Genomic DNA, 24,296 nt, shown 5'->3' on the forward strand with positions numbered 1-24,296 from the left:
ATTAAGCATGGCTTGAAGTTTCCTTCTTCACCTTCTTGGCACACTCCGGTCATTTTCTCTGCAAGAAGGATTCCTAATAGCCTAGATCCAGTCAAAATAAGCTTCGTATTTATGCATCAAAGTTGTATTATTTTATCAGGAGCAGTTGCTCCAATTCTATGGGGAGGTGTTTTTCGATGAATAGGCGTTTTCTTTTCGTGCTAATCCTGTCTTTTCTTCTGACTATGTCCGCACTGATCGCCAACACAATCGTTCTGGAGTTCTGGACTCATGAAGATCCGAACAGAACTCCACTTGAAGAACGTTTCATCCGGGAATTTCAGGAGATGTACCCCAATGTAGTTATTAAAAGGGTTACCCAATCTTCGACGAAAATCCAGGAACTCATTCTGACCGCGTTCGCAGCCAACCAGGGCCCAGACATCTTCAATATGTCAGTAGAAGATGAGTTCGCCTATATTGTTAATGGTAGAGTAGCTCCAGTAAATTACGAAGCAGCTGGTTACACAGATAAAGAAGGTCTTTTAGCATCATATCTACCTGGAACTCTCGCTCCAGTAACATATGAGGGCGAGATATACGGGCTGCCTCTCGAAATAACCAACTGGTGTATATTCCTGAACAAGAAAGTCTTCAGAGATGCTGGTCTCGACCCCGAGGTCGACTATCCTAAGACTTGGGAAGAGATGATGGATGTCTCCGAGAAACTAACGATAAGAGAGGGTGAGATTATCACCCGCCGAGGTTTCGACTTCAGATATCCGTATTATCTCGTTGCATTCATGCCTCTGGTTGAACAGATGGGAGGAAAACTTGTAAGCGACGATGGGAAGACTGCAATCATTAACGATGAAGCTTGGCTCAAGTTCCTCGATTATATGGCCGCCTGGGGCCCAAATGGGCGAAATCTCGGGTCGCCCACGTATAAAAACGCAAGAAGTCTTTTCAATATGGACAACAACGACATTGGAATGTGTACATCAGGGCTTTATCAGATAGCTAGAATAAAGGCAGACAATCCTGAGTTCTATGAAAGCGGCGAATTCATGGTTGTCCCCTTCCCACAATTTGAAAACGCTGTGAATCACGTTCCGGCTCACTACTATGGACATTACTACATGGTTAACTCCCAGAAACCTAAGGAGAACCAAGAAATGGCGTGGAAGTTCATATCATACATGCTAAGCCACGCAGAGGAATACCTCGAAAAGGTAGCGATAATAATTCCAACAAACGAACTTCTCGAATCAGAGACTTTCAAGAACTATCCGTACTCAGATGTCTTCATCTCAGACCTTGAAAAGTCAACTGTCGTTTACTTCTCCGAAAGCTCCGCGAAGATCCAGTCGTTGATTAAGGAAGCTGTTGAATCCGTTATGCTAAGCGGGACAAGTTCCCAAAACGCACTCAACACTCTTCGCAGAAAGGTTCAAGAAGTCTTGGACGATCAATACTAGACAATTCGCCCGCCGAAAGGCGGGCATATTAATATCGAAAGGGGTGAGCCTTACCTTTGAGACATATCTTCAATCGGGGTATAGAGCACAAAAAGGCAAGGTGGGGCTGGTTCTTTGTTTTACCATCGCTGGCTTTCTTTGCTGTTTTTTCGTTCTACCCAATCATAAATGCTTTTTATACGAGCCTCTTCAGAAAGAGACTACTTGATCTTCGTCCACCAACATTTATCGGTTTTTCAAATTACGAGTACCTGCTGAAATCCCCAGACTTCTGGAACTCGGTGAAAGCAACATTCATTTTCACTTTAGGCACATTCATTCCCATTGTTGTATTCAGTCTTCTTCTTGCAGTTTTGATAATGTCAAGGCGAAGATTTCAGAAATTCTTCCAAATGGCGTTCTACTCTCCGGCCGTTCTCTCTTCTGTGGTCTCAGCAGCGATCTGGTTGCTGATTTTCGATCCAAGGGGTCTGGCCAACACAACAATGAACACGTTGTTAGGAACCGTGGGGAAAGACTACAAGTGGCTAGCAACTGCAGGTATGGTAAGATTATCCACAATACTTGTCTATTTCTGGAAATATATCGGTTACTTCACAATCATTTATATAACGGGGCTCGCAAGTATTCCGCAGAGTATGCACGAAGCAGCTCAAATAGACGGTGCCAATGGCTGGAAAGACTTCTGGCACATTACTCTCCCCTTGCTGAAACCTACAACTGTTTTAGTGTCGATAATGTCGATGCTGCAATGTCTCAAGACGTTCAGCACGCAGTACCTTTTCACCCAATCAGGAGCCCCTACTGAACCGATCAACGTCATTACATTGAACATTTACAACACAGCAATAAGAGATCACAACATAGGTAGGGCAAGCGCTATGAGCGTTTTGCTATTCGCTATTATGCTATTCTTCACCTGGATTCAGTTTAGGGTAAGCCGATCGGGCGGAGAAGTCGATTATTAGGGGGTGCTGATGAAGACCATTAAGAAGCAATCATTTATCGTCGATGTCTTGATTTGGGCCTTCCTGATTCTAACCGCCATTGTAATCCTTGCACCGATTATATTCATGTTTACCGCATCTCTCATGCCATCGAGAGATATCCTTAAGATGCCTTATCCGTGGATACCCAAAGATCTCTACTGGCAGAATTACTGGCAGGCCTTGAGGGGAAACGATGGGAGTTTCATTTTTCCTAGAAATATTCTTAACTCTTTCATCGTAGCCGGGGTAGTATCGATTTCTACCGTTTTTCTTTCCGCCCTCACAGGATATGGATTGGCGAAGTTCCCTTTCAGGGGTCGAAATCTTGTCTTTCTGCTGATAATGGCCACAATGATGATCCCCTTTGAAGCCATCATGATTCCTCTCTATCTGGTAGCCACATCACTGAAGATTCAAAACTCCTATATAGGACTGATCCTTCCATTTCTAATGAACGCGTTCGGCATCTTTTTGATGAGACAATACCTTATCACGTTTCCAGACGAGATAATTGATGCCGCAAGAATCGACGGTTCCGGTGAATTCAGCATCTTCTTGAGAATAATACTCCCCAACAGCGCGCCGGCTATCGCGACTCTGGCAATTCTAACATTCAGAACCCAGTGGGATAATCTTCTATGGCCGCTATTGATTTCGCAAAGCGAGGAAATGAAGACCATTCCCCTTTACATCGTCAAGTTCGCAACGGAAAAGCACACAAATGAAGGTGCGATGATGGCCGCTGCAGTCATAGCAAGCATTCCAATCCTTGTTCTCTTCCTGGCGCTGTCCAAATATTTCGTCAGTGGTGCTTCACTTCATTCTTCGCGAAAGGGATAACCGAAGAGGTATCTTGGTTCGATTATTCCAAAGAACGAGCCTTTCAGGGAGAACACTTCCTGAAAGGTTTCTTTATCAATGACGGAAACGGAATCATCAAACCGGCACAAAAGAAGCTTTCTGCCCTGCCGCCAGTCAAATATCGGCACTAACTCTCTCAAGGGTCTTTCAACTTCCAGACTCTCCTTCAGGGTGTGGTCGCTCTCGTCATATATTAGAATCCTGCTTCCCAAAGAGTCAACGACGAAGACTTCTCCATCAAGAACTGCAACATCCATAGCGTAACCAACAGGAATCCCTTGTCTTTCTTCCAGACCGAACGTGCCTATCTCGAATATCAGAACGCCTTTATTAGCAGCAGCAACGTAGAATGCTCCTTTGTATACGGCAACCGCATTAATGGTCAATCCACTTTCCAAATCGTTAATATAACGCGGATGAATCTGATCAATCAGCTCAAATCCGCTATCACCTCTTCTCACAACAAACAGTCCATCGAGTTCACTGCCGACCAGAACATAATCATTGCAGTACGACACTGAGTTTGTCCACCCCTTCAACGGGATGGTTTGGACATGCCTATAGAAGAGCGGTCCATAGAATTTGAAGACTTTCAAGCCAAGCGTTCCATCTGCAACGAACACCTCCAGTCTCTCAATATCTACATCTATTGCTTCGCAGTGAAAAGTATCAACTACACTCAACTTCTCTTGCTGATTGGCTGGCAGCACCGCAAATCCTCTATCTCTTAGTACATTGAAGATCAGACCGCCGGCGAAGACTCCTCCACTAGACAAAGAAGGAACTGGAAGAATCCGAACCTTCCATTCGTAGTCGTTTAGTGATACTTCTACAAGCCCGCCGAATCCCATTCCGAAGTAGAAAGTTGTTGAGCAAAGACATGAACTAATAATGATAATTGCCAGTAGAGGAATACTTCTTTTCATAGCACCACCTCCAGTTAAATTCTAGTACGTTTCTGGAGAAAAACACTTTCAATTGCGAACACTAACATTCACGAGATCACTTCGCCCTCTTGATAATGACGCTTAACCTCAGAGACGATAGGATATATAATTGAAGAGAGGTGATTATATGGGTAAGAAGGAATTTCTGCGAAAGATCATCTCCGAAGGACGAAGCGCCGATCAAATTGCAGATCTTTTCGGAATAACGGTGGACAAACTTGAGAGATACCTGGAAGATCCCTCACAGTCAAGGCTTGCAGTTGCAGAGGCGATAACAGAACTCAGGAGGTTGGAAGCTCTTCCTCTAGAAACAAAAGAAGACATTTTGCTTTTCTCCTTCAAAGTGATTCTGGAGTCTATTAACTTCCTTTTCGCTGATATTGAGAGAGCCGCCTGTGAGAAAACAGAAGAGCGACTGTCTGTCATGATCAGAAAACTCATCGATGGAGCTTACCTTCTTCTTGCGATCTCAAGACTGGAAAAAGCCGGGGAAACTCTTCCCTCCCTCAGGCTGGATCAAAGATTTCTGAGAGCTTGCCAAAATAGAGCGCTTATTGCCGAAAGATTATTGGATCTCGCCGAGCTGATAGACCTGGAGATCGAGCGCTGATTCGGTGTTTTCCGGAAGCTGCAAATCGCCTTCATTAAGTGTAGTATAATCAATTTGGAAGCTACTTTAAGTGAGGGATATATCTTGTCTGATTCTCGACATCGGGAATTCATTACTTTTTTGTCTTCTGAAGACGTTATTGAGAAAGCAAACGAGAGTCTTGAGGGTAAGAGCTGGATACCACTTATTGAGACCTCAAACGCTGCTCTGATATCTCTCAAGACACCAATGGTTGCAACACTTTTCAAGAGATTGTTTGATACTAAGTACGCTTTCATATACAGAAGCATCGAAGGTCAGCTTATCTCAGCATCATCTGAGAGTACAGTTGCCCTCGTTGAGACGCTTGTCCTGGCGGCAACAGAACGTCCGGTTTTCGAGGAGAGCTTCATGAGCTTCCTGGATTTCTTCAAAGAAGCACCTCAGATTTTGGAGAGAATAGTCGTTCATTATGCCAATAGAATTGTGAATCAATCAGACTCATTCGTTACAGGGTTAAGGGATCTCAAGATTCTATACGAGAAGGTACGTAGAAGGGCAGAGCAATTCGGAGTGAACCTTCCCCTAAGCGAGTTTGTTTCAAGTGTATTCGGCCTTGATACAACTCTACTACCGTTGATCGAGTCGGATCTCGTAGATTTTCTCGCGAAATTCCCCCCGACTGAAGAAGGGGTTTTCAGATTCCTCGACAATCAGATCAAACTCGCCGTTGGTGAATACGACGAAAGTAGTGTAGAGATACAATTATCAAGGCTTGAGACAATAATTAGGGAAATTAAACGATACTGTTCAACCTTCATGAAATGGTTGACAGTGCCAGACAATCTCTTCATAGCCTTCTTGGAAAGGGGAATTCGAAAACACGGTACGCTTGCTACATGGTTAGAAGGAATAAAAGAGGCAAGAACCGAATATGGTCTATGCCAAAGCCATTGGGAAGAAGCAAGAAAGTGGTACTTCGAAAAGATAAGTGCGAGGATCTTGCCGTCATTCCAGAAGTCGATGGCTGGTTGGGCTTGCTGGACAATCGTCGAGGAGCGACAGATAAAAGAGCCGCTGGCTCACGCTGGAGAAACAATGAGGTATTCTGCAAGAAGAAGCGAGTTCCGTATAATAAAGGCAGAAGAAAGCGGTGGCGTCTACGTCCTTTGCTCTATTGACGAGCTCACTGTCTCATCGTTGGGACTCATGAAGGGCGGGAGAAACTTTCCATTCAACTCGATAAGAACACAGCTGGAAGAGCTAAAACTCTCGAGAGAAGCTTTTCTCGACAGCAAGGATGCTTTGTTCGTCGGATATACCTGGAAATACCTTCTCCCTGGAGGCGGACCGGATAAGGAAGCGAAGAACAATGAAAGGATCGAGTGCTTCAATTATTATGTTGTCACCGTTTCTGCTACAGGTTTTGGAGTACCCCTAATTAAACTTTTCTTTGCGAAAGAAGAGAGCGCAAGAACATTCATAGAGTTCTTGAGAGAGGCAAGGGTTATGTCTACGTGGAAGGAATACCCACAAAACGGTCTTCCAGCGTCACTAAAAGCGAAGCAGAAGAATCGTTCGGAGTATCAGAGCGAGAGTAACGCCGAAGACAAGGATCAGAAGACGGTAGAGGATCTAATCATAGAAAGGCTTATCGAAGAAGACGCCGAAGAAGAATCTGAGGGACCTGAAGTACCGGAAACAAAGAATAAGCCGATATCCGCAGACTTGCTGGAGAAGATCAATTCTCTCCACTATGAACTTGAATGGTCGGTTAAGCGGATGAACGAAATCGAATGGAACTATTGCTTTCCAGAGCTGGATACGGCTGAATTGGGTCGTGTGAACCTTCCAGAAATGCCCGAAGAGAGAGATGGATTTAAAGAACTGGAAGAAAAGATTGAATCCCTTGCTGGAAAGGCAAGGAAGACCGTCTTCAGGATTCTCTCATCTGAGCCCGAGAGAGAGTACACTCTTCAGGAGCTGGGATTGACGTTCTGGAGCGTTTTCGTTGTCGCGCCCAAGATAACAAGTGGGGGAAAGCCTCTTATAGAAGTGATTAGCGGCGATGTACCGAAGCTTGTTTGGGGAACGAATTTCGATGAAGAAACGAGGGATTTGCTTAGAGCGAGATTCGCTTCAGAAGAATGATGGAAAGTTGAAAGGAGATATCAGTGGATTACCATCCCATGTTTGAGGCGATAAGAGCCGGAACGGCGGTTCCCGTCGATTATGTTAAGGAAATTGTAACGGGTCGAGAAAGATACACTCAGGAAATTGAAAGCGACATAGATTATGTCCTCACCGGAAAGAGCAAAGTCAGAGTCTTTCTAGGCGAATACGGTCTGGGCAAGACTACCCTCGCAAGATATGCCGAATATGTCTCCAGAGAAAGAGGAATGATGATATCTTGCCTTTCCGAAAAGGACTATGACACCCTTCACAAACAGGATGAGTTCTTCAGGTCTATCATGAAGAATATGTCAATGGTCGGTATCAACGGCAATCCACTTAAGATATTCCTTAGGGCCTGGGCAGAGAAAACACTCGCTGAACTCGAAGAACTGAAAATAGCAAGTGATGATGTTAGTAATGTGAGGGAGTATCTATCTACCCGTGACAATTACGATCCCAATGGAATGTTCTCTCATTTCTGCGCGGCTTATGTTGCGAGCGCTGGGAAAGGAGCTCCCGGCGAAGAGTTTTACGCCTACCTGGTAGGAGACAACGTCGACAGAAGAACCATGAAGAAGCACGGAATATACCACTTTTTGCAAGACGACGGCTGGAACTTCTTGAGGTCTTTCACATCGCTAATGGACACTTTGCAGGTTCCAGGACTAGTTGTGATCATGGACGAGCTTGAAGCAACTATGAACAGAAGGAGAGACGTAAGGGATAGGACTTTCAACCAGTTAAGGGAAATAATCGACAAGATGTCTTCTGGTTTTCTTCAAAAGAGTTATTTTCTTTGGTTAGGAACGGACGCATGGTTTGAGAACAAACATAGAGGCATAGCCTCTTATCATGCACTCTATGACAGAATGAAAAACATATCAGGAGACAGCAGCGGAAAGACAGTTATCCTTAACCTTGATCCCTTAAGTAAAGAGGACTTAAGAAAACTGATCAGAAGAATAAAATCGCTCTACTCAAGTTGCTACTCATATGCTGCAGACTCCTCTTTCGAAGAGAAGACTCTTGAGACTCTAATGAAACAATACACTGGAATTGACGGAAAGCTCAGACCGTCTGTTAGGGAAGTCACCAAGCTTACTGTCGAACTTCTAGACTCTTCAAGACTAGGGAATGAGACAGACACGATCGGGAATACCGACTCTGTAAAGGCTGCTGATAACTTGTGGTAGTCGATCCAAGACTTAATCAGAGACTAATCGACTTGTTCTCATACAGATATCGCTGGCAAAGCTTGAGGGAGATCCAGAACAGAACAATTCCTCCTATTCTTGATGGGAAGAATCTGTTACTGATAGCCGGAACTGCATCAGGAAAAACAGAAGCCGTAATGATACCGGTGGTCAACAGACTTCTCGAAATCTCTGCGGGACTGAAATGCATCTACTTAGCTCCTCTAAAATCATTAATCAACGACGTTTCATCTCGTCTTGAGCTGATGTTGAGACCTTTCGGGCTAACTGTCGGGAAATGGCATGGAGACCTCACACAGTCGGAGAAGCTCACCGTGGCAAAGGAAGCTTCAGTTCTTGTAACAACTCCTGAGTCAGTTGAGGGAATCTTCTTGAGTGACAACAGAGAACTGCTTTCTTGTCTCGAGTTTATAATCATTGACGAGGTCCATGCCTTCATTGACTCTCCAAGGGGAGCTCAACTCGCCTCTCTGATGGAGAGAATCAAGATACTCTCCGGCATTGATCAACAGAGAATCGCGATGTCGGCAACGGTTGGGAACCCAGAACTGCTGCTAGAATGGCTAAACGGAAGTTCAGACAGAGAATCGGAATTGGTGGTAGATGAGAAGAGAAACAAAAGAACAATCGAGGTTCTTACCGAGAAAGAAATCTCTCCCGCTAAATATCTTGAAAAGCTTCTTACGGAAACTAACGATAAAGTACTCGTCTTTTCTTACTCAAGGTCTAAGGCAGAGGAGTTTGCAGCACAAGCGAGATCGATAGATATAGACACCCCGGTCCACCACAGCTCTGTGTCCAAGTCTTTGCGAGTAGAAATCGAAGAGGAATTTAAGAAGGACAGAAAGCTGAGGGCCATAGTCGCAACCTCAACTCTGGAAATGGGTATCGATATTGGTGATATTGATAGAGTGATCTTCCTGGAGATCCCACCATCAACTGCTTCGTTCCTTCAGAGAGCCGGACGGGCAGGAAGGAAAGGAAACAAGTCATCGGTTTCGGTCTTCATAGAAGATCCGCAAAGTCTTTATAATCTTCTTGGAATATCGCAGATGCTGGCCGTAGATTCGGTCGAACCTCTTAAGCCTAGCGATTATCACTTACCGTTGTTGGGTCACCAGTTGATCGGTCTTACACTAAACAGAGGTTCGCTTTACCATGATGATCTCTCAATACTTAAGAGAGCCTTCCCTTTCAGAAAAGTCGAGACTGAAGACTTCAATATTCTTTTGAAGCACCTGATCGACGAGGCTTTTCTTGCAAAGACTGGCAGATCGGTAACACAAGGTGCCTCAACAGCAGAAATTGTCGGCAGCGGGAAGGAAAAGATGGATTTCGTAGTTCTCTTCCCGGGAGGGTTAGAGTACTCTGTGATATTCAACGGACATGAGATCGGGAAAATTCACCCGGCCGTCCTGAGCAGTTCTTCTGATGATGAAATGAGTTTTCTGCTCGGCGGTCGTTCATATTTGGTCAAGGAAGTCAACTCAAACAGGAAGACCGTTCATGTAGTTAAGGGTAGCAGTGGCAAACCGCCCTCGTGGTTTGGGGGAAGCTCCTTGATGACGAAGGAGTTCGCAAGAGCTATAAGGTCTTCTCTCCTTGAAATGAGAATTCCAGATGGAATGCTTCTTTCTCCGGGCGCTTCGCAAATACTGCTTGACTTCGTTGACAATCACAGAGCTTCGCCAAATCTGATTTCCCTTCGAGAATCCAATAAAAGAGTGATCATTGAGACGTTTGCGGGCGATTTGTCCAACATCTTTCTATCCCTGTGTATAAAGGCAGTTTCTGGCCTCAAATCGGTAAGTGCGAACTGGCACAGTGTTGTGATAAAAAGAGGTGTCGACATTGATGAGCTGCATGAGATGCTTCTCGCTATCTCAAGATTGGAAGTTCGTGAAGTCTCGGGGATTCTCTCTACCTTTCTCCTGGCCAATCCTTCGGAGCTGAAGAGACAATACGAGCTCTTCGGCGAAAAACTTGAAAGATACGTTCCAAAGGAGCTTCTAGTGAAATACGTAATTCACAGGCTATTTGACTCTTTGCTTCTGAGTGAGCTAGCAGGAGCCGTCATAGAGTGATCCAGTAACCCTGGTCCGTTCTTTTCTGTATTCGTTTGATATAGGGGCCACAGCCCCCAAGAAGTAGTTATCAGTCTTCCTCAAAACCCTCTTCCATCTCTACCACAGAATCATTCAATCTCTCAAGATCACCCTTTAGATCGAGAATCGAGGCTTGAAGCTCGGGAAGGCGAGCGACGATTTCGTCAAGACCGTCGATCCAATCCTCAATGCTTGATCTCAACTCTGTCACTTCGTCCTGCTCCATGTCAGGCAACGCTTCATGGAGTTCTTGAACATCTGCATTCTCAAGCTCATCGAAAAGCTCCTCAACTAGATCAAGGATTTTCTCTATGTTTTGCACCTTTGCCACTCCTTTCGGCTTCAGCTTCTATACTGACAGATGTTATCACAAGTCCAACGTTTTTTGTACAGTGAGAAGCTCCAATTTCCAATTTCGATATTCTTCTTGAACAAAGTCGAAATGGAAGCGCCGATTTGATTATTCGGGTAGTCATTTGAGATGAAGAAGAGTGTAGGACACTCAAGCGTCTCAAGACTCATAGGCAATGAAAAGAAGCGGCCGCAAGGGCCGCTTCCGATACCCAATCAATTATCTCTCGGGGAATCCGTAACCGATAGCTTCGTTCCACCAGTCGGGATACGGTGAAGATCTGAAGTTGACATATCCGAGAGCGTAGTTACCCAGAAGTCTGTCACCAAGAAGCTTCCATTCTTCAAACCATGCAACCGCATTCATGTAAGCGTAGTTTGAAACGAAATCGATCGCTGCTTCAGGATCTGAATCGTACATCTCAGTTGCTAGCTCCAGCACTTTCGGAGTGACCTTGTAAACGACTTCCAGTTTAGGATCTCTGTAGTTCCTGATATCCTGGATCGCAAGGTTATAGTGAAGCTCTGCCATTTGCTGTACGTAGGAGCTAACCCACCAACCGGAATCTCTTCTGAACTCTTCATATCTGCTTCCAGTTTCGTAGAACTTCGGAAGTTCCCTCATGATTGGCCACAGAGGAACGATGTAAGCTGTGTCCGGTGCACCGTAGCCATACCAAGCAATTCCCTTGAACGGGTCTGCATAGGCGGAGTTTGTCTGCCCGATATGGACGTAGCAAGTCCTGTGCATGTTGATGCTTCGTTCCCAGGTTCCAGTTCTACTTGTGTTTGCGTATCTGAGAGGATCGCCCCAAGGTCCGGCAGCAAGTCCTACCGTAAGATCGTAATCCGTTCCCTGATAGTAATCGCCCTTAATCACAAATATGTCGTGAACCGTAAGCAGTCTGTCAGGCTTCACTGAAAGAGGGAACCTTACGTCGTGAGGGCTAAGACCCAGAGACGGGGCTACCAGATCGAATGCTCTCCACTCTCTTCTAGTTGCATAAAGGTTGTCGTTCGGAGCGTAGATCTCTGCTATGTTGAAGGGCTTACCTGAACTGGGATCGTACCAGCCCTGGTCAACTGCAAAAGAAACGATATTCGGGGAGGCCATCACGTTCTCTGTATCTTCGAAATCGACTTCCATGATCCTTGCTCTGTTTGCAGCAACTGTGAAGTGATCACTAGGGATTCTTACGCCAACCCAGAGGTCTCTTCCATAGAATTCGACGATCCAGCATTCTTCGCCGTCAGCAACGGTCATTGTCTCTCCACCGCCGCCAACAGTACTCCATCCGTACTGCTCAACGAGATCTCCCATTATTCTAACTGCTTCTCTTGCTGTGGAAGCTCTCTCAAGAGCGATATCCTGAGCAGTCCAGCAATCAATAATTCCCATGCTGTCTGTCCAGAGAACCTTTCTTACTTCCTTGCCGTAATCGGTGCTTGTGTCGATACTAAATGTGGACTCACTAACGGCAACTCCTTTCTCATTCATGAAGGAGTATCTGGAATGGAAATACTGGTATGTGTGGGGGACCTGCGGGATCTGACTGATAAGTGTTCCCCTTGTTCCAATATTCACTTCGGGATAGTTACCGTAATCGATGTAGTTGTGGGAATCGAGAACGATGTCTCTCATGGAACCTTCCGGCCAATCCATCGCCGGAATGATCCAAAGACGGAAATCCGCACTTGTGGAGTCATCATTGTGCGTAATTATGGTGGTTCCATCAACCATTGCATCTTTGCCAACACCAAGTATCGTACATGCCATTGCCGCACTTCCAAAGCCGATCAGTGCAACAATCAGGATCATAAATGCCTTCTTCATAAAACAACATCACCCCATCTAATAAGTATAAGTGTTTCGGTACTCCGAACTATTGCTAGCTGAATTTCTTCAGCGCAATTCCCACCTCCTCGCCAAGAAAGCGCATAGCCGGTTGAAACTTCCGGCTATGCGACACAATTAGGATTATCTTAGTGCTTCAAGGGCGTCTTTCCATTCCTGAGGATAATTCGTACCACCGAAATTAATTCTGTCAGCAGTGTATTTTCCTAGGAGCGTATCACCAAGCTTCAACCAATCGGTCTGCCAGGCAACGGCGGTGTTGTATGCATAATCGCTAATTATCGCAATTGCTGCCTCACGATCGGTTTCATACACCGAGGCCGCAAACTCCTGAATCTTAGGCACAGTTTCGTAGATTGCGTGCATTTTCGGATCTCTAAACTCTCTGAGATCTACGATAGCATCCTTGAATCGTAGTCTTGTCATCTCTTGCACGTAAGTACTTGTCCACCAACCAGAGTCTCTTCTGAATATCTCGTATCTGCTTCCGTTTTGATAGAATTCCGGAAGCCTTTCCATAGACGGCCAGAGAGGTGTGTGATACTGAGTTCCCCCTGCACCGTAACCGAACCATACCAACGATCGAATTTCGGGGGGGAGCCAGCTCTTGATCTGACTGATCTGAATATAGCAGCTCAGCGGTATACCTATCGCTCTTTGCCTTCCGCCAGTAACATAGCTTGCAAATGGATCGCCGAAGGGGCCTGCTCCGACTCCTTTCGTAAGGTCGAATTCCGTTCCTTCGTACCAGTCGCCAGATATTGTGAAGATGTCAAAAACGGTAAGCTTTCTGTCAGGCTTGACCCACAGTGGATAGTGTACCTGACCATATTCCAGCTCCAGTGAAGGAGCAAACCAGCTCAGTGCTCTCCACTCTCTAATATTCATACTCGTTCGCGGCGCATAGATGTCAGCAGGCCTGAAGGGCTCTCCTGAATCAGGATCATACCAACCTTGCTCAACTGCATAAGAGATGATATTCGGAGAATGCATAACGTTCTCGGTATCTTCGAAATCGACGTCACGGATTCTCATCGTATTTGCGCCAACATATACACAGTCATCGGGAAGCCTTAAGGCTATCCACAAATCTCGACCATAGAACTCGCAGATCCAGACTTCCTCTCCGTCTGTTACATTGATGATCTCGCCCGAACCATACCAGCCATACTCCTCGACAAGATCTCCCATTATTCGTACGGCCTCTCTTGCAGTCGTTGCTCTTTCGAGCGCGATATCCTGTGCCGTCCAGCAGTCGATCATACCTAGGGCATCTCTCAACTCTCTCCTACCACCTGCGGTGGATTCTCCCATTGCCACTCCCATTTCGTTAATGAATGAATATCTGGAATGGAAGTACGCGTAGGTGTGCTCCACTTGGGGGATCTGGCCAACAAGAACCCCCCTGTCGCCGACTTCAACGTCAGGATAATTGCCGTAATCGATATAGTTGTGTGAGTTGATTACGATATCTCTCATAGAACCTTCCGGCCAGTCCATCGCCGGAATTATCCACAGACGGAAGTCTGCTGAAGAAGAGTCATCGTTGTGTGTGATAACAGTAGAACCGTCAGCCATCGCATCTTTGCCCACCCCTATAATCGTGCAGGCGAATGTTAATCCACTTAGTACGATTATCGCTGCCAGGGCCAGAATCTTTCTTGCTTTGATGCTCATAAATACCCCCTTGGAATTTACGGAACCGTTGAAGGCACCGTGGTTTGAGAATCTCAGTTTTCAAAGACTCTCGATTTATCGGCTTTTGATGGATCATGTAGATAGTATCCCGTACCGTTTTCCATGATTTCAGCGTATCCGGGGAACGAAACGCTCATTGCCTTTTCCGGGAAGAATTGATTCATCCAGTTAATCGCTTCAAGAGTTCCGGAAAGATGTCTTCCAACTCTGTAGTCTAGAGGTGCGCCGATGATTGTATTTCCCAGTGCATCCTGGAACCCTTCTTTGATATCGTAGTCGCAGTAAAGAAGACCCTTCTCCGCTGCAGTCTGAAGGAACTCATCGATACCTTCAACCATGAGGTCTTCTGTCATCTTTCCAACCACTCTGTCGATAAAGGGCTCAGGTGTCTCCATTAGCAGAGCAAGAGTGTCGCTGAAATCTCCAACTTCTCTGTGAGTCAAGCCCCTAAGGTTCTTCGGTGAGGCTTCAATCTTCATCGGGAACTGCGTTGCACTCAGCATCATTGCCGCCATCATTCCGATGTCCATTGCGTCATCATGTGCAACGTATGTACTCACTACTGGATACATCAGGGATGCTTCGTGGTAATCAAAGAAGATATCGATTTCTTCATTTCTTAAGAGCTCCATTATTGCAAACGAGATTCTTTCTGTCAGCGTTCCGTCAGGTCTACCAGGGAAAGTTCTGTTCAGATTTCTAATGTCCTGGTAAGCGAGGTTCTGACCGGATGGATAATGAACGTAGGTGAATGGATCGGGCCATTGATCGAGCGGGTTGGTTCCTCTATCCCCTATCCTATACTTCTGCTCACCCCACGGCGTCTCAACCGAGAAGTACTTGGGGTAAGCATTGCCGAGCATTCCAAGTGTCGACGCACTCATGTTTGCATGCGGGATGATATAGACTTTTCCGCTTTCGACCTTTATGTTCTCCATAACTACGTAAGCAGCAACAGTCGTGATTGGTTCGTAAGGGTGAGTCCCACCCAATATGAGCATCGAACCTCCAGGAACGCCGGAATCATAGATGTAGATTGGAGTATCGCCCCAGGTTCCCTTAAGACTTGGAAGGTATTCGCTCAGCATGATTCGTTCCGTGAAGTCCTCCGAGACAACAACCGTCTCTTTGTAGTGTCTCAGTTCCCAGAACTCAATCGCGCCGAGAACACCCAATATGCCTGAGAGGGCAAGGAAGAGGATTTTAAGGCTAATAGAATTCTTCATATCACTCACCCCTCACTTGATACCAATTATTCTGAGAATAAAGGTCATTATCACATACGAATAAACAATATCGTAAACCCAGCCCTTCCGTCTCTCCCTTTTGAAGAGGTTTCGAAGAAGAAGAAAGGCAAAAACGCCGGTCATTATGAAGTATAAGTAATGTATCACTGTGTCAAGAAAAACAAGCATCATCTCACCCCCATCAATAAACAACAAGGAAGCTTAGCTGGTTTGGGAAGATTAGCATCAGCAATCCAACTGCGCCCATAAACAGCCAGGGAACGGCAATTGCCTTCAAGAAAGACATGTAGCTCCCTTCGTATCCCACCGTTTCAACAGTAAGCCTTCCAACGATTCTGGAAGGAGGCAGGCAATCACCAAGTGGGAATAGAAAGCTGAGGGCTGCAGCGGTAACGGTTACATTTAGACCCATAGAGTTAAAAAGGAATATTATTGGTGTACCAAGAATAATCGCACTTCCATAGCTGAGAGCTCCTTGAGAAAAGGGAGCAAAGATAAGCGCAGTAACATAAATGAATGCCATTGGAAGCGTGATGAAAGTTATTGCAAGAAGACCTTTTACACCCGTTGCAGCCATAATGTTAACAAGAACGCCGACACTTATCACGGTGGCAAGAAGCGGGAAGACCTGATCTACAGTCTTCACCATAACTCCGTACCATCTCTTAACCTTCCAGCGGTCCCGATCCATCATCACAGAAACAAAGGCACAAATCATGAAAGTGAGGGGAAGTCCAATGACAGGTATGCGGAACGCAGCATACTGCATCAGAAGAATTATTACGATCAACGCAACGAAAGGAAACAAAATCTTTCCCCAGTTCATTCCTTCAGGTGGTTCTGGAAGCTCCGATAGAATCGCTTCTTTTGATTTCCTAGAAGGTGTTTTGCTCAGCCCCGTATAAACGATCGTGAAGAGAGCAATTACCACAATCGGCACCAGCAAAACAACATTGAAGCCGACATATGGCATGTTTGCCTGAGCTGCCATCAACATCGCCCACAAATTGATTGGCGGAGCGACTGCTGCAAGCATAGCAAACAGATAAATGAAGGCAGCAACTCTCTTTTTGGAAAAACCCATGTAGTTCATGACAGATGCCACTAAACCACCAACAACGAATATGGAAACGCTGCCGGCTCCAGTCAACGCCCCTGGTATTATTAATAGTATACCTAGAAGAACAAGCATCAACCACTTCTTGTCGTAGAACTTCTTGACTATCCAGCGCACCAAAGCATTCATGGCGCCGGTTTCTGAGTAAATGTTTATGAACACAGACGCTGTCAAGAAGACGAGACCAACGTCAAAATAAGTAAACATTCCTTCCACAAGCAACCTAGATGGGAAGCCAAATCCACCAACGAGAGCACCAACAATGGCCGTTATAACCATCGAGATCTCTGGTGATTTCAGCTTCCAGCTTGCAATTGCGAAAGTTGCAACCATAATGATTGCTACTATTGTCGTTTCAAGATACATCTAGATTCCCCCCCAGATTAGCGAAATCAGTTTCACAGTTGCTCACTCCACCTATTCGCTCTTGAACATTTGCTTGATGACATCCATGAAGTCGATAGTGTTGTCGATCAAAGTGAGAGGAACATTGTTTTCCTGAGCAATTCTTGTGAACTTGCCGTCCTGGTTCCCACTCTTAACAACTATCAGGTAGTCAGCATACGGAGCAATGGCATCAATAGACTGTTCGTCTGCACTTCCCGGGTTGCCTCTTCTCTCTTTTCCCTCGATGTGTGCGGCTACAATGTACAAACCAAGCCTCTTTGCCTCTGCTATCATCTTGTTGAGTCTCGAAATCTCTTCTTCAATTGTTATACCCGAGGCACCTAGACCCTTTGCAGACGAACCAATTATCACAAAGAGCATTTTGTAGTCTCTGGCAACTAGATCATTGGGATCGTCTCTCAACGGCTCGGCATTGTAATCGAAATCTGTTTCAGATATGGCCTTTGACTGCCATATTAGAAGTCTGGCCATCTTCCCTCCGGGTCCTTGCCCGGCGTTAGTAAGAAGGAAAGGCAATTCGCCCTTAACAGGGTCGTCTCCACTGATCAATGCAAATAGAGATGTTGTTGACAGAATAGAAATAGCAACGAGTACCAACAGTGCTTTCTTCATTTTCGTACCTCCTGGAAAAATAGAATAAATGAGCAATCGAATTTCTGGAAAACGCATTAAAGGACTGCAGAGACTCACATCCCTTATATATGGCGGTTTACCAGGAGAGTCTACCACAAGTCTCCTTAAACCTCGTGGTCTCCGAATTAGTCATGAGAAGCATTCTAGAACAAGTATTGAAATTTATCGCGTTGATAGAGCCGATTTCTCTGCTAATCTAGTACGTAATCCAAATCATAAATTTTATATAGCAAAAAGTTACCGGCCAAGACGCCGTCAGTTTATGGGTTAGAGAAAAGTTCTCCTTTTGAAGCTCATTCCAGAATTGTTTATCGGTATTCTAAAGAAGAGATCATGAACACTCGGTGTCTTCGTCTCAAAAACCGATACAACCAGTTCACAAAAGAATTATAATAAAAGAATCATAAGAAAAACACCCGGTATTCGGAGAGCGAACACCGAGACTATGTCTTCATCTTGACAGAATTCAGATCAGTGTGACGCTCCTTCAGCAGAATATGTCACCTAACCAAACATGGTCTTGAGATCGTCACTGACAATTAGACTAGCTTCAGTCATCTCCAGAATCTCGTCTACACTTACTTCATTTGACTTCTCTCGCAGAAGAAGACCACGTCTTGTAGGCTGAATTACTGCTAGTTCTGTAACTACTAAATCGACTGGCCTGTTCGAAGTAACAGGAAGAGTACACTCTTTGACAATCTTCGGCAGTCCCTTAGATGTATGTGTCATTGCAACTATAACTCGCTTAGCTCCGGTTACCAGATCCATTGCACCACCCATTCCGGGAACCATCTTCCCTGGGACCATCCAGTTGGCAAGAATTCCGCGTTCATCGACCTGCAGCCCTCCAAGTACCGTAATGTCAAGATGCCCTCCTCTAATAATCGAAAAAGACATCGCACTGTCAAAGGTAGCTGAACCCGGTAAAGCCGTTATAAACTGGCCTCCCGCATTTGTTAGATCTCTGTTCGCCATACCAGCTTCCGGAACAGGCCCCATTCCTATTATTCCGTTCTCTGACTGAAAATAGACTCTAATACCCTCCGGAATGAAGTTCGATACTAGAGTTGGGATACCGATTCCTAGGTTTACCAGATCCCCATCACGCAGCTCCATTCCAATCCTTCTCGCGATTATCTCTCTTGCATCTATCATTGAGCTGCCCCCCCGACTACAATATAGTCAACCAGAACTCCCGGAATATGTATTTCATCAGGCGTTAGCGCACCAACAGGTACTATCTCTTCCACTTCTGCGATTACTGTGTCACACGCTAGAACAATTAGCGGGTTGAAGTTTCTTGCGGTTAAAGAAAAGACGAGATTGCCATAGTAATCGGCCTTCTTTGCCTTCACTAGTGCGTAATCAGCTCTAAGCGGCAACTCAAGAAGATACTCCCTTCCCTCTACAGCAACCACTCTCTTCCCTTCTTGAATGACAGTACCAACGCCTGTTGGAGTTAGAATTCCTCCAAGCCCTACTCCTCCTGCTCTTATTCTCTCAGCCAGAGTCCCTTGAGGAATCAGTTCCACTTTAAGCTCACCCTCCATCATTTGACGTTGTGTTTCTGGATTAGTGCCGATATGAGATACAATCACTTTACATGCGCACTTGTTCACAATAAGCTTACCTATACCCTTATCGGGAAAAGCGGTGTCATTTGCAATCACCGTCAACCCGCTGATTTTCTTGGTAATGATCTCATTAATAAGATTGTCGGGGGACCCGCATCCCAAGAATCCTCCTACCATCACGGAAGAATCTTCACTAACAGTTGAAACTGCCTCACTGATCTCCACAATCCTCANNGGAACTCCTCCTTTAAAGCATAGTCTGGTCGGTAGCAAAAAGGACGCCGAGCATAAGACAATATTACCAAAAGCGCCTCAGAAGAGCAAAGTGATTCTCTCGCTCCGGAAACTCCTGTGTGCTAGTAATCTTGATTGTTATTTGCACTGGCTGATTGTGATGCAAAGGAATACTAGTAACGAGCTTTAGCCGGACCTTGCCTGAATGGAATCTGCTTTCATCTCCCATTTTCCAGAATAGAATCTGACGAACTTAAGCGTAGTTCTTAGGACCATGTCTGCCATCATCCCTATCCAGGCTCCGAAGAGGCCCATACCAAAGTGCCTGACAAGCACATAACCAAGTGGAAGTCTGATTAACCACATTGCCACTAGCGACGATTTCATCGGGAACGAAGTGTCTCCCATACCTCTAAGCGCTCCGGTTACGGCATAATCAGTTCCCATTACAACCTGGAACAAACCGATGATTCTCACAGGAAGTCTTGCCTCTTCGATGAGCGATGTTTCATTCGTGAAGATTGATATGAAAAGATCAGGGAATAGAGTTATAGCTATTCCAATTATCGAAGAAATTGTGAGTGCAATGAACCAACCTTGCCTGACTACCCCTATTGACAGCCTTCGTTGCCTGCTTCCGTTATAGATACCTACTAGTGCAGTTATCGCTACTCCCATCCCCCATGCCGGCATGAAAGAGAGAGACTCTACTTGAATTCCTATTCTGTGAGCTGCGTAGGCCTGTGGACTGGCTATGAAAAGAATGTTAGCGAAGACCAGAACCCCCAGCGAGAAACCGAAGTTCTCTATTGAAGCAGGGAGTCCTAGAACAAATACCTCCCTTAGCATCCACCTGGAAAGCCTCTGTGGTCTCCTGGTCATAGATATTCCCCGGTTTCTGAATAGAAGTACAATTATGATTACGGAACCTACAACCCTTGATAATACAGTCGCGAGTGCTGCTCCAAAAGCACCCATCTCAGGAAAACCGAACTTCCCGAAGATCATTGAGTAATCTAGAAAGACATTCAGCCCATTTGCAATCGCAGCTGCTATCAAAGGAGACCTGGTGTCACCTGCACCTCTTAGTGCAGCACCGAGAACAACCATTATGCTCATTGCCGGAAAACCGACCATTATTGTTTGAAGATACTTTGCACCGTTCATCTGCATAAATGCGTCGCTTGAAGGGAACAGCAGCGAGAGCAGATTCCCGGAGAATAGAGAACCGACTGAGAGAATCAAACCGACAACTATGCTTAGATAAATAGCATGCCAGGCGATAAGATTCACTCTGTGCTGATTTCTGGCACCATAGCTGTTTGAGATCAGAACCATCGAACCAGTGGATATCGCGACCAGTACTGCTTGAAAAATAAACACTACTTGGTTAGCTGTACCCACCGCAGTCATAACTCTCCAGTCGTAGTGACCGAGAAATGCTGTATCCGAAATTCCGAGCAGCATCTGAAGTACATTTTCGCCAATTGCGGGAAGAGCCATTACTAGAAGCGATCTTCTTATTTCTTTAGCTTCGCCAGCATCAAGATACGACTTAAGAAGACTATAAGCCATTTCCGCCTCCACAGTAAGGAATCCGTACTATGAAGTTTAGCACGTACCTCCTTGGTTTGGAAGTGCATTAAGGAATAGAATATCAAACACAATCTTATGAATCTAGCACAAAACAATTACTGGCATGAATCGATGATTGAGAATATAGTTGAATGTTTAGAGATTTGGATTAAAGTGGTGCGTTACATCCCTCTTTTTTCAGTTTATATCTTACTCGATGGCACATGATAGAATAATGATCGAGGATATCCATGTGGAGGACTTTTCTAAGCAAAGGAGGCAAACGTGAGACCATTAGAGCTTGAAGGCTTTTTGAATTCTGTTCTTGAACCGGAGAAGTTCGATGACTATTGCCACAATGGTATTCAAATCGAAGGAGATAGAGATATAAAGAAACTCGTTACAGGGGTCTCCTTCAGCAACGCCTTCGTAGAAAAGGCCCTAAACTCAAGTGCCGATGCAATACTAGTACACCATGGAATCTTCGGAAAGACCTTCTTCAGACTCACAGGCCACCTGAAAAGAAGAGTCGAAAGCGTATTGTTAAATGGTGTCACGCTTCTTGGTTACCACCTGCCATTGGACGCAAATATACCATATGGAAACAACTACGCGATTGCTCAGAAGCTAGGTCTTGAGAGCCTCGAGAAATTTGACGTAGGCTTAATAGGCAGAACTCCTATAGAAACTACTGTGTCCGAGTTCACATTCTCTCTTTCTCAGCTTTTTCCTAATCAGAAGATATTCCTTCACAAGAACTCTGAAATCGTTCAGAAAGTATGTGTAATATCTGGTGGCTCCTCGTCAATGCTTGACAAACTTGAGGGCATCGCTGACACGTTTATATCAGGCGAAGTACGAGAACCTACCAGGGAACTCTCTAGAGAGATGGGTATCAATTACTTTTGCGTGGGCCATTACGCCAGCGAGCGGTTTGGTGTAATGAACCTCGGGCAACTAATAAAAGAAAGATTCTCGCTTGATGTAGAATTCATCGAGTACTATAATGAGGTCTAGTATTCCCTAATAAGCTCCGACCTAAGAATCCCCATGACGATTTCATCGTGGAATGCTCCGTCTCTGAAAATCTCCTGCCTCAACGTTCCCTCTATCTGAAAGCCGCACTTCGTATATGACTTGATTGCACGTTTGTTGAACGAATATACGTTGAGTTTCGCCTTGTTTATATTCATTTGGTCAAACACAAATGCCAGAAGCACTCTCATTGCATCGGTTCCATAACCTGCATTCCAGAACTGCTTTCCCAAAAAGATACCGACGGCTGCCACGCTGTTCTTCCAGTTGACCTCGTTTATTCCGCAGCCTCCTAAGTACTCATCGTCCTCGATCCTTGCAATGGCGAAGTTGTAGATATCCTTGAATGCGCTCTGAGAATCGTACCACTTCTCTTCCTCCTCAAGTCTTAGCGGAAACGGAATCCCCGGCACGAGCATCCTTTTCACTTCGTAGTCATTGATATACTTGTGAGCAGTCTCAACATCAGATTTTCTATACTCTCTAAGATATACCAGACGACCCATTAACACAGATACCACCCCCGTCGAAATAGTATACCAAAAGAGGTGCCACCCAGGGCACCTCTTGTTCTATGAAAGTTCTGAAATCTATTCTTCGGGAGCTTTAGTTGCCACGAATATCCCGTTCAGGATAAGGCCGACAAGCGCGGCCAGACCTATTCCCTCGAACCTGACAGGCCCAATTCCTATGGCAGCACCACCGATACCCACCACAAGCATTACTGAGATGATAATCAGGTTCTTGCCGTCTACCTTCACTCGGTTCTCTATCAGTGTCTTCATCCCTACAGCAGCAATCATTCCAAAGAGCAAGATCTCAATGCCACCCATCACGGCTGTAGGAATCGACTGAATGACCGCTCCCACTTTTGGTACAAATGAAAGTATAATCGCAAATACAGCGGCGATCCTCATTACCGTGGGGTTAAAGACCTTTGTGATCGCCAAAACGCCTGTGTTTTCACTGTAAGTTGTGTTTGCTGGACCTCCAAAAAACCCAGCTACAGCTGTCGCGATTCCGTCTCCGGCCAGAGTTCTGTGTATACCGGGGTCATCATAGAATTTCTTTCCAACTATTGAAGACACTGCAAATATATCCCCGAAGTGCTCGATCGTTGGGGCAAGGGCCACAGGGACGAGAACGGTCAAAGAGTAGACCGAAAACTTAGGAAGTACAAAGGAAGGTATTCCTATCCAGCTAGCCTGGTTAACCGCATCGAAAGAGACGTTGCCGGTAATTGCAGCAACGATATAGCCTACGATTATACCGCACATAACTGGAATGAGTCTTGTAAAACCCTTAACATATAGTCTTACAATTACTGCCGTTCCCAAAGATACTATCGCTATCCACCAATTTGAACTTGCCATGCTTATTGCTGTGGGTGCTAGGTTCAAACCGATCACAGCGATTATTGTTCCGGCAACAGCTGGTGGGAAGATCTTCTCGAATTTGCTAATCCCGAGAACCTTAATCAGGATAGCAATTGCAACTTGAACAAACCCTGCGATCATGATTCCGCCCGTTGCGTAGGCTATCATATCGGGTGTGATAGCGAACCCTGCGGAAATCGCCTCTGGTACAGATCCGAAAGCTTCAGGGGCGTTAGCATGATAGAGTATCACGGCATTGATTGGGGCAATGTAAGCGAAGCTCGATCCAAGGAAGACTGGCACTTTCCATTTTGTTAGTAGATGAAAAAGGAGTGTACCAATGCCTGCAGTAAACAACGCAACATTCACTGGAACGCCGGTCAGATATGGAACAAGTACCGTTGCCCCAAACATCGTGAATGCATGCTGCAGTCCCAGTACCAGAAGACCTCCTTTACCCAAATTCTTGCTCCTGTCTTCCTGTTCTTTTACCTCCTGGTAAGCCGACTTCTCATTGCTCACAAGATCCCTCCTCCGTATTTAAAGTAGTGTCGCAATCAAAGAAAAGACCTCACGAATTCACGTGAGGTTTTTTTCTTTGATCTTATATCATCTGCAATCTTGATTATTACCATCTCGATTGCACAAAGCGCATAAGAGATAAACACCGTGATACATAAGCGGTGACAATGACTCTTGTATCGGCTAGTGAACAGAGCTTCTACTCGTTCAAACAATGCTTCCGACATAAAAGTCACTCTCCAAGTAAAATCTTCCAAAGGTTATTCTATCATATGGATCGCCGATATTGGCCACGCGATATGCATCACAAATAATCTACTTGAAAAGGGTA

General features: G+C 45.3%; 21 protein-coding genes. 8 read left to right on the forward strand and 13 right to left on the reverse strand.

What is annotated here, in order from left to right; all coding sequences use genetic code 11:
* Nucleotides 1-176: 176 nt before the first annotated feature.
* Genes B3157_RS08745 through B3157_RS08755 form a run of 3 tightly spaced genes read left to right on the forward strand, consistent with a single transcriptional unit; the run spans nucleotide 177 to nucleotide 3,286 of the window.
* A complete protein-coding gene (locus B3157_RS08745; protein ID WP_214078391.1) occupies nucleotides 177-1,457 on the forward strand; it encodes an extracellular solute-binding protein in 1,281 nt (426 codons plus the stop codon).
* 56 nt (nucleotides 1,458-1,513) lie between these two features.
* Nucleotides 1,514-2,425 (forward strand): carbohydrate ABC transporter permease, encoded by a 912-nt coding sequence (locus B3157_RS08750; RefSeq protein ID WP_099830206.1) that lies wholly within the window; start codon nucleotides 1,514-1,516, stop codon nucleotides 2,423-2,425.
* Nucleotides 2,426-2,434: 9 nt separating this feature from the next.
* Nucleotides 2,435-3,286, forward strand: a complete 852-nt coding sequence (locus B3157_RS08755) for a carbohydrate ABC transporter permease (RefSeq protein WP_214061163.1) — start codon at nucleotides 2,435-2,437, stop codon at nucleotides 3,284-3,286.
* Here the strand turns inward: B3157_RS08755 and B3157_RS08760 are convergent.
* Nucleotides 3,265-4,233 (reverse strand): hypothetical protein, encoded by a 969-nt coding sequence (locus tag B3157_RS08760; protein WP_292590139.1) that lies wholly within the window; start codon nucleotides 4,231-4,233, stop codon nucleotides 3,265-3,267. The genes B3157_RS08755 and B3157_RS08760 overlap by 22 nt on opposite strands.
* Before the next feature lie 148 nt (nucleotides 4,234-4,381).
* Between B3157_RS08760 and B3157_RS08765 the strand changes: the two genes are divergently transcribed.
* From B3157_RS08765 to B3157_RS08780, 4 genes are all read left to right on the forward strand, one after another.
* A complete protein-coding gene (locus B3157_RS08765) occupies nucleotides 4,382-4,864 on the forward strand; it encodes a hypothetical protein (RefSeq protein WP_214061165.1) in 483 nt (160 codons plus the stop codon).
* An 84-nt stretch (nucleotides 4,865-4,948) separates the two neighbouring features.
* Nucleotides 4,949-6,994, forward strand: coding sequence for a hypothetical protein (locus B3157_RS08770; protein ID WP_292590140.1), 2,046 nt, complete (start codon nucleotides 4,949-4,951; stop codon nucleotides 6,992-6,994).
* Between the two features lie 23 nt (nucleotides 6,995-7,017).
* Nucleotides 7,018-8,211, forward strand: a complete 1,194-nt coding sequence (locus B3157_RS08775; protein ID WP_292590141.1) for a BREX system ATP-binding domain-containing protein — start codon at nucleotides 7,018-7,020, stop codon at nucleotides 8,209-8,211.
* Nucleotides 8,205-10,316 (forward strand): DEAD/DEAH box helicase, encoded by a 2,112-nt coding sequence (locus B3157_RS08780; RefSeq protein ID WP_292590142.1) that lies wholly within the window; start codon nucleotides 8,205-8,207, stop codon nucleotides 10,314-10,316. Before B3157_RS08775 ends, B3157_RS08780 begins: the two co-directional genes overlap by 7 nt.
* A gap of 70 nt (nucleotides 10,317-10,386) precedes the next feature.
* On the opposite strand, the gene B3157_RS08785 is transcribed toward B3157_RS08780, so the two are convergent.
* The 10 genes from B3157_RS08785 to B3157_RS08830 form a co-directional block, all read right to left on the reverse strand.
* On the reverse strand, nucleotides 10,387-10,659 hold the full coding sequence (locus B3157_RS08785; RefSeq protein WP_099830199.1) for a hypothetical protein: 273 nt from the start codon (nucleotides 10,657-10,659) through the stop codon (nucleotides 10,387-10,389).
* Between the two features lie 249 nt (nucleotides 10,660-10,908).
* Nucleotides 10,909-12,522: a dipeptidase gene (locus B3157_RS08790; RefSeq protein WP_292590143.1), complete on the reverse strand. Its 1,614-nt coding sequence runs from the start codon at nucleotides 12,520-12,522 to the stop codon at nucleotides 10,909-10,911.
* 144 nt (nucleotides 12,523-12,666) lie between these two features.
* Complete coding sequence (locus B3157_RS08795) at nucleotides 12,667-14,220, reverse strand: dipeptidase (RefSeq protein ID WP_214078398.1); 1,554 nt, start codon at nucleotides 14,218-14,220, stop codon at nucleotides 12,667-12,669.
* Between the two features lie 53 nt (nucleotides 14,221-14,273).
* Nucleotides 14,274-15,467: a deacylase gene (locus B3157_RS08800; RefSeq protein WP_214061253.1), complete on the reverse strand. Its 1,194-nt coding sequence runs from the start codon at nucleotides 15,465-15,467 to the stop codon at nucleotides 14,274-14,276.
* A gap of 12 nt (nucleotides 15,468-15,479) precedes the next feature.
* Nucleotides 15,480-15,656 (reverse strand): hypothetical protein, encoded by a 177-nt coding sequence (locus B3157_RS08805; RefSeq protein ID WP_214061254.1) that lies wholly within the window; start codon nucleotides 15,654-15,656, stop codon nucleotides 15,480-15,482.
* Nucleotides 15,657-15,669: 13 nt separating this feature from the next.
* The gene (locus tag B3157_RS08810; RefSeq protein WP_214061255.1) at nucleotides 15,670-16,971 is read right to left on the reverse strand and encodes a citrate transporter; all 1,302 of its coding nucleotides are present in this window, start codon (nucleotides 16,969-16,971) and stop codon (nucleotides 15,670-15,672) included.
* Nucleotides 16,972-17,022: 51 nt separating this feature from the next.
* Complete coding sequence (locus B3157_RS08815) at nucleotides 17,023-17,625, reverse strand: DUF6305 family protein (RefSeq protein ID WP_214061256.1); 603 nt, start codon at nucleotides 17,623-17,625, stop codon at nucleotides 17,023-17,025.
* A 525-nt stretch (nucleotides 17,626-18,150) separates the two neighbouring features.
* A complete protein-coding gene (locus B3157_RS08820; RefSeq protein WP_214061257.1) occupies nucleotides 18,151-18,804 on the reverse strand; it encodes a 3-oxoacid CoA-transferase subunit B in 654 nt (217 codons plus the stop codon).
* Complete coding sequence (locus B3157_RS08825) at nucleotides 18,801-19,457, reverse strand: 3-oxoacid CoA-transferase subunit A (RefSeq protein WP_349680382.1); 657 nt, start codon at nucleotides 19,455-19,457, stop codon at nucleotides 18,801-18,803. The genes B3157_RS08820 and B3157_RS08825 overlap by 4 nt, the downstream gene beginning before the upstream one ends.
* A gap of 186 nt (nucleotides 19,458-19,643) precedes the next feature.
* A complete protein-coding gene (locus B3157_RS08830) occupies nucleotides 19,644-21,032 on the reverse strand; it encodes an MATE family efflux transporter (RefSeq protein WP_292590146.1) in 1,389 nt (462 codons plus the stop codon).
* A 285-nt stretch (nucleotides 21,033-21,317) separates the two neighbouring features.
* Here B3157_RS08830 and B3157_RS08835 point away from each other — a divergent pair, with 285 nt between their 5' ends.
* Nucleotides 21,318-22,049: a Nif3-like dinuclear metal center hexameric protein gene (locus B3157_RS08835; RefSeq protein WP_099830596.1), complete on the forward strand. Its 732-nt coding sequence runs from the start codon at nucleotides 21,318-21,320 to the stop codon at nucleotides 22,047-22,049.
* On the opposite strand, the gene B3157_RS08840 is transcribed toward B3157_RS08835, so the two are convergent.
* Nucleotides 22,046-22,579 carry a GNAT family N-acetyltransferase gene (locus tag B3157_RS08840; protein WP_214061353.1) on the reverse strand — a complete coding sequence of 178 codons (534 nt, stop codon included), beginning with the start codon at nucleotides 22,577-22,579 and terminating at the stop codon, nucleotides 22,046-22,048. The two genes, B3157_RS08835 and B3157_RS08840, sit on opposite strands and share 4 nt — an antisense overlap.
* A gap of 78 nt (nucleotides 22,580-22,657) precedes the next feature.
* A complete protein-coding gene (locus B3157_RS08845; RefSeq protein ID WP_099830594.1) occupies nucleotides 22,658-23,965 on the reverse strand; it encodes a uracil-xanthine permease family protein in 1,308 nt (435 codons plus the stop codon).
* Nucleotides 23,966-24,296: the final 331 nt, after the last annotated feature.

This window comes from Mesotoga sp. UBA5557, from assembly GCF_002425715.1.
Lineage (GTDB): Bacteria > Thermotogota > Thermotogae > Petrotogales > Kosmotogaceae > Mesotoga.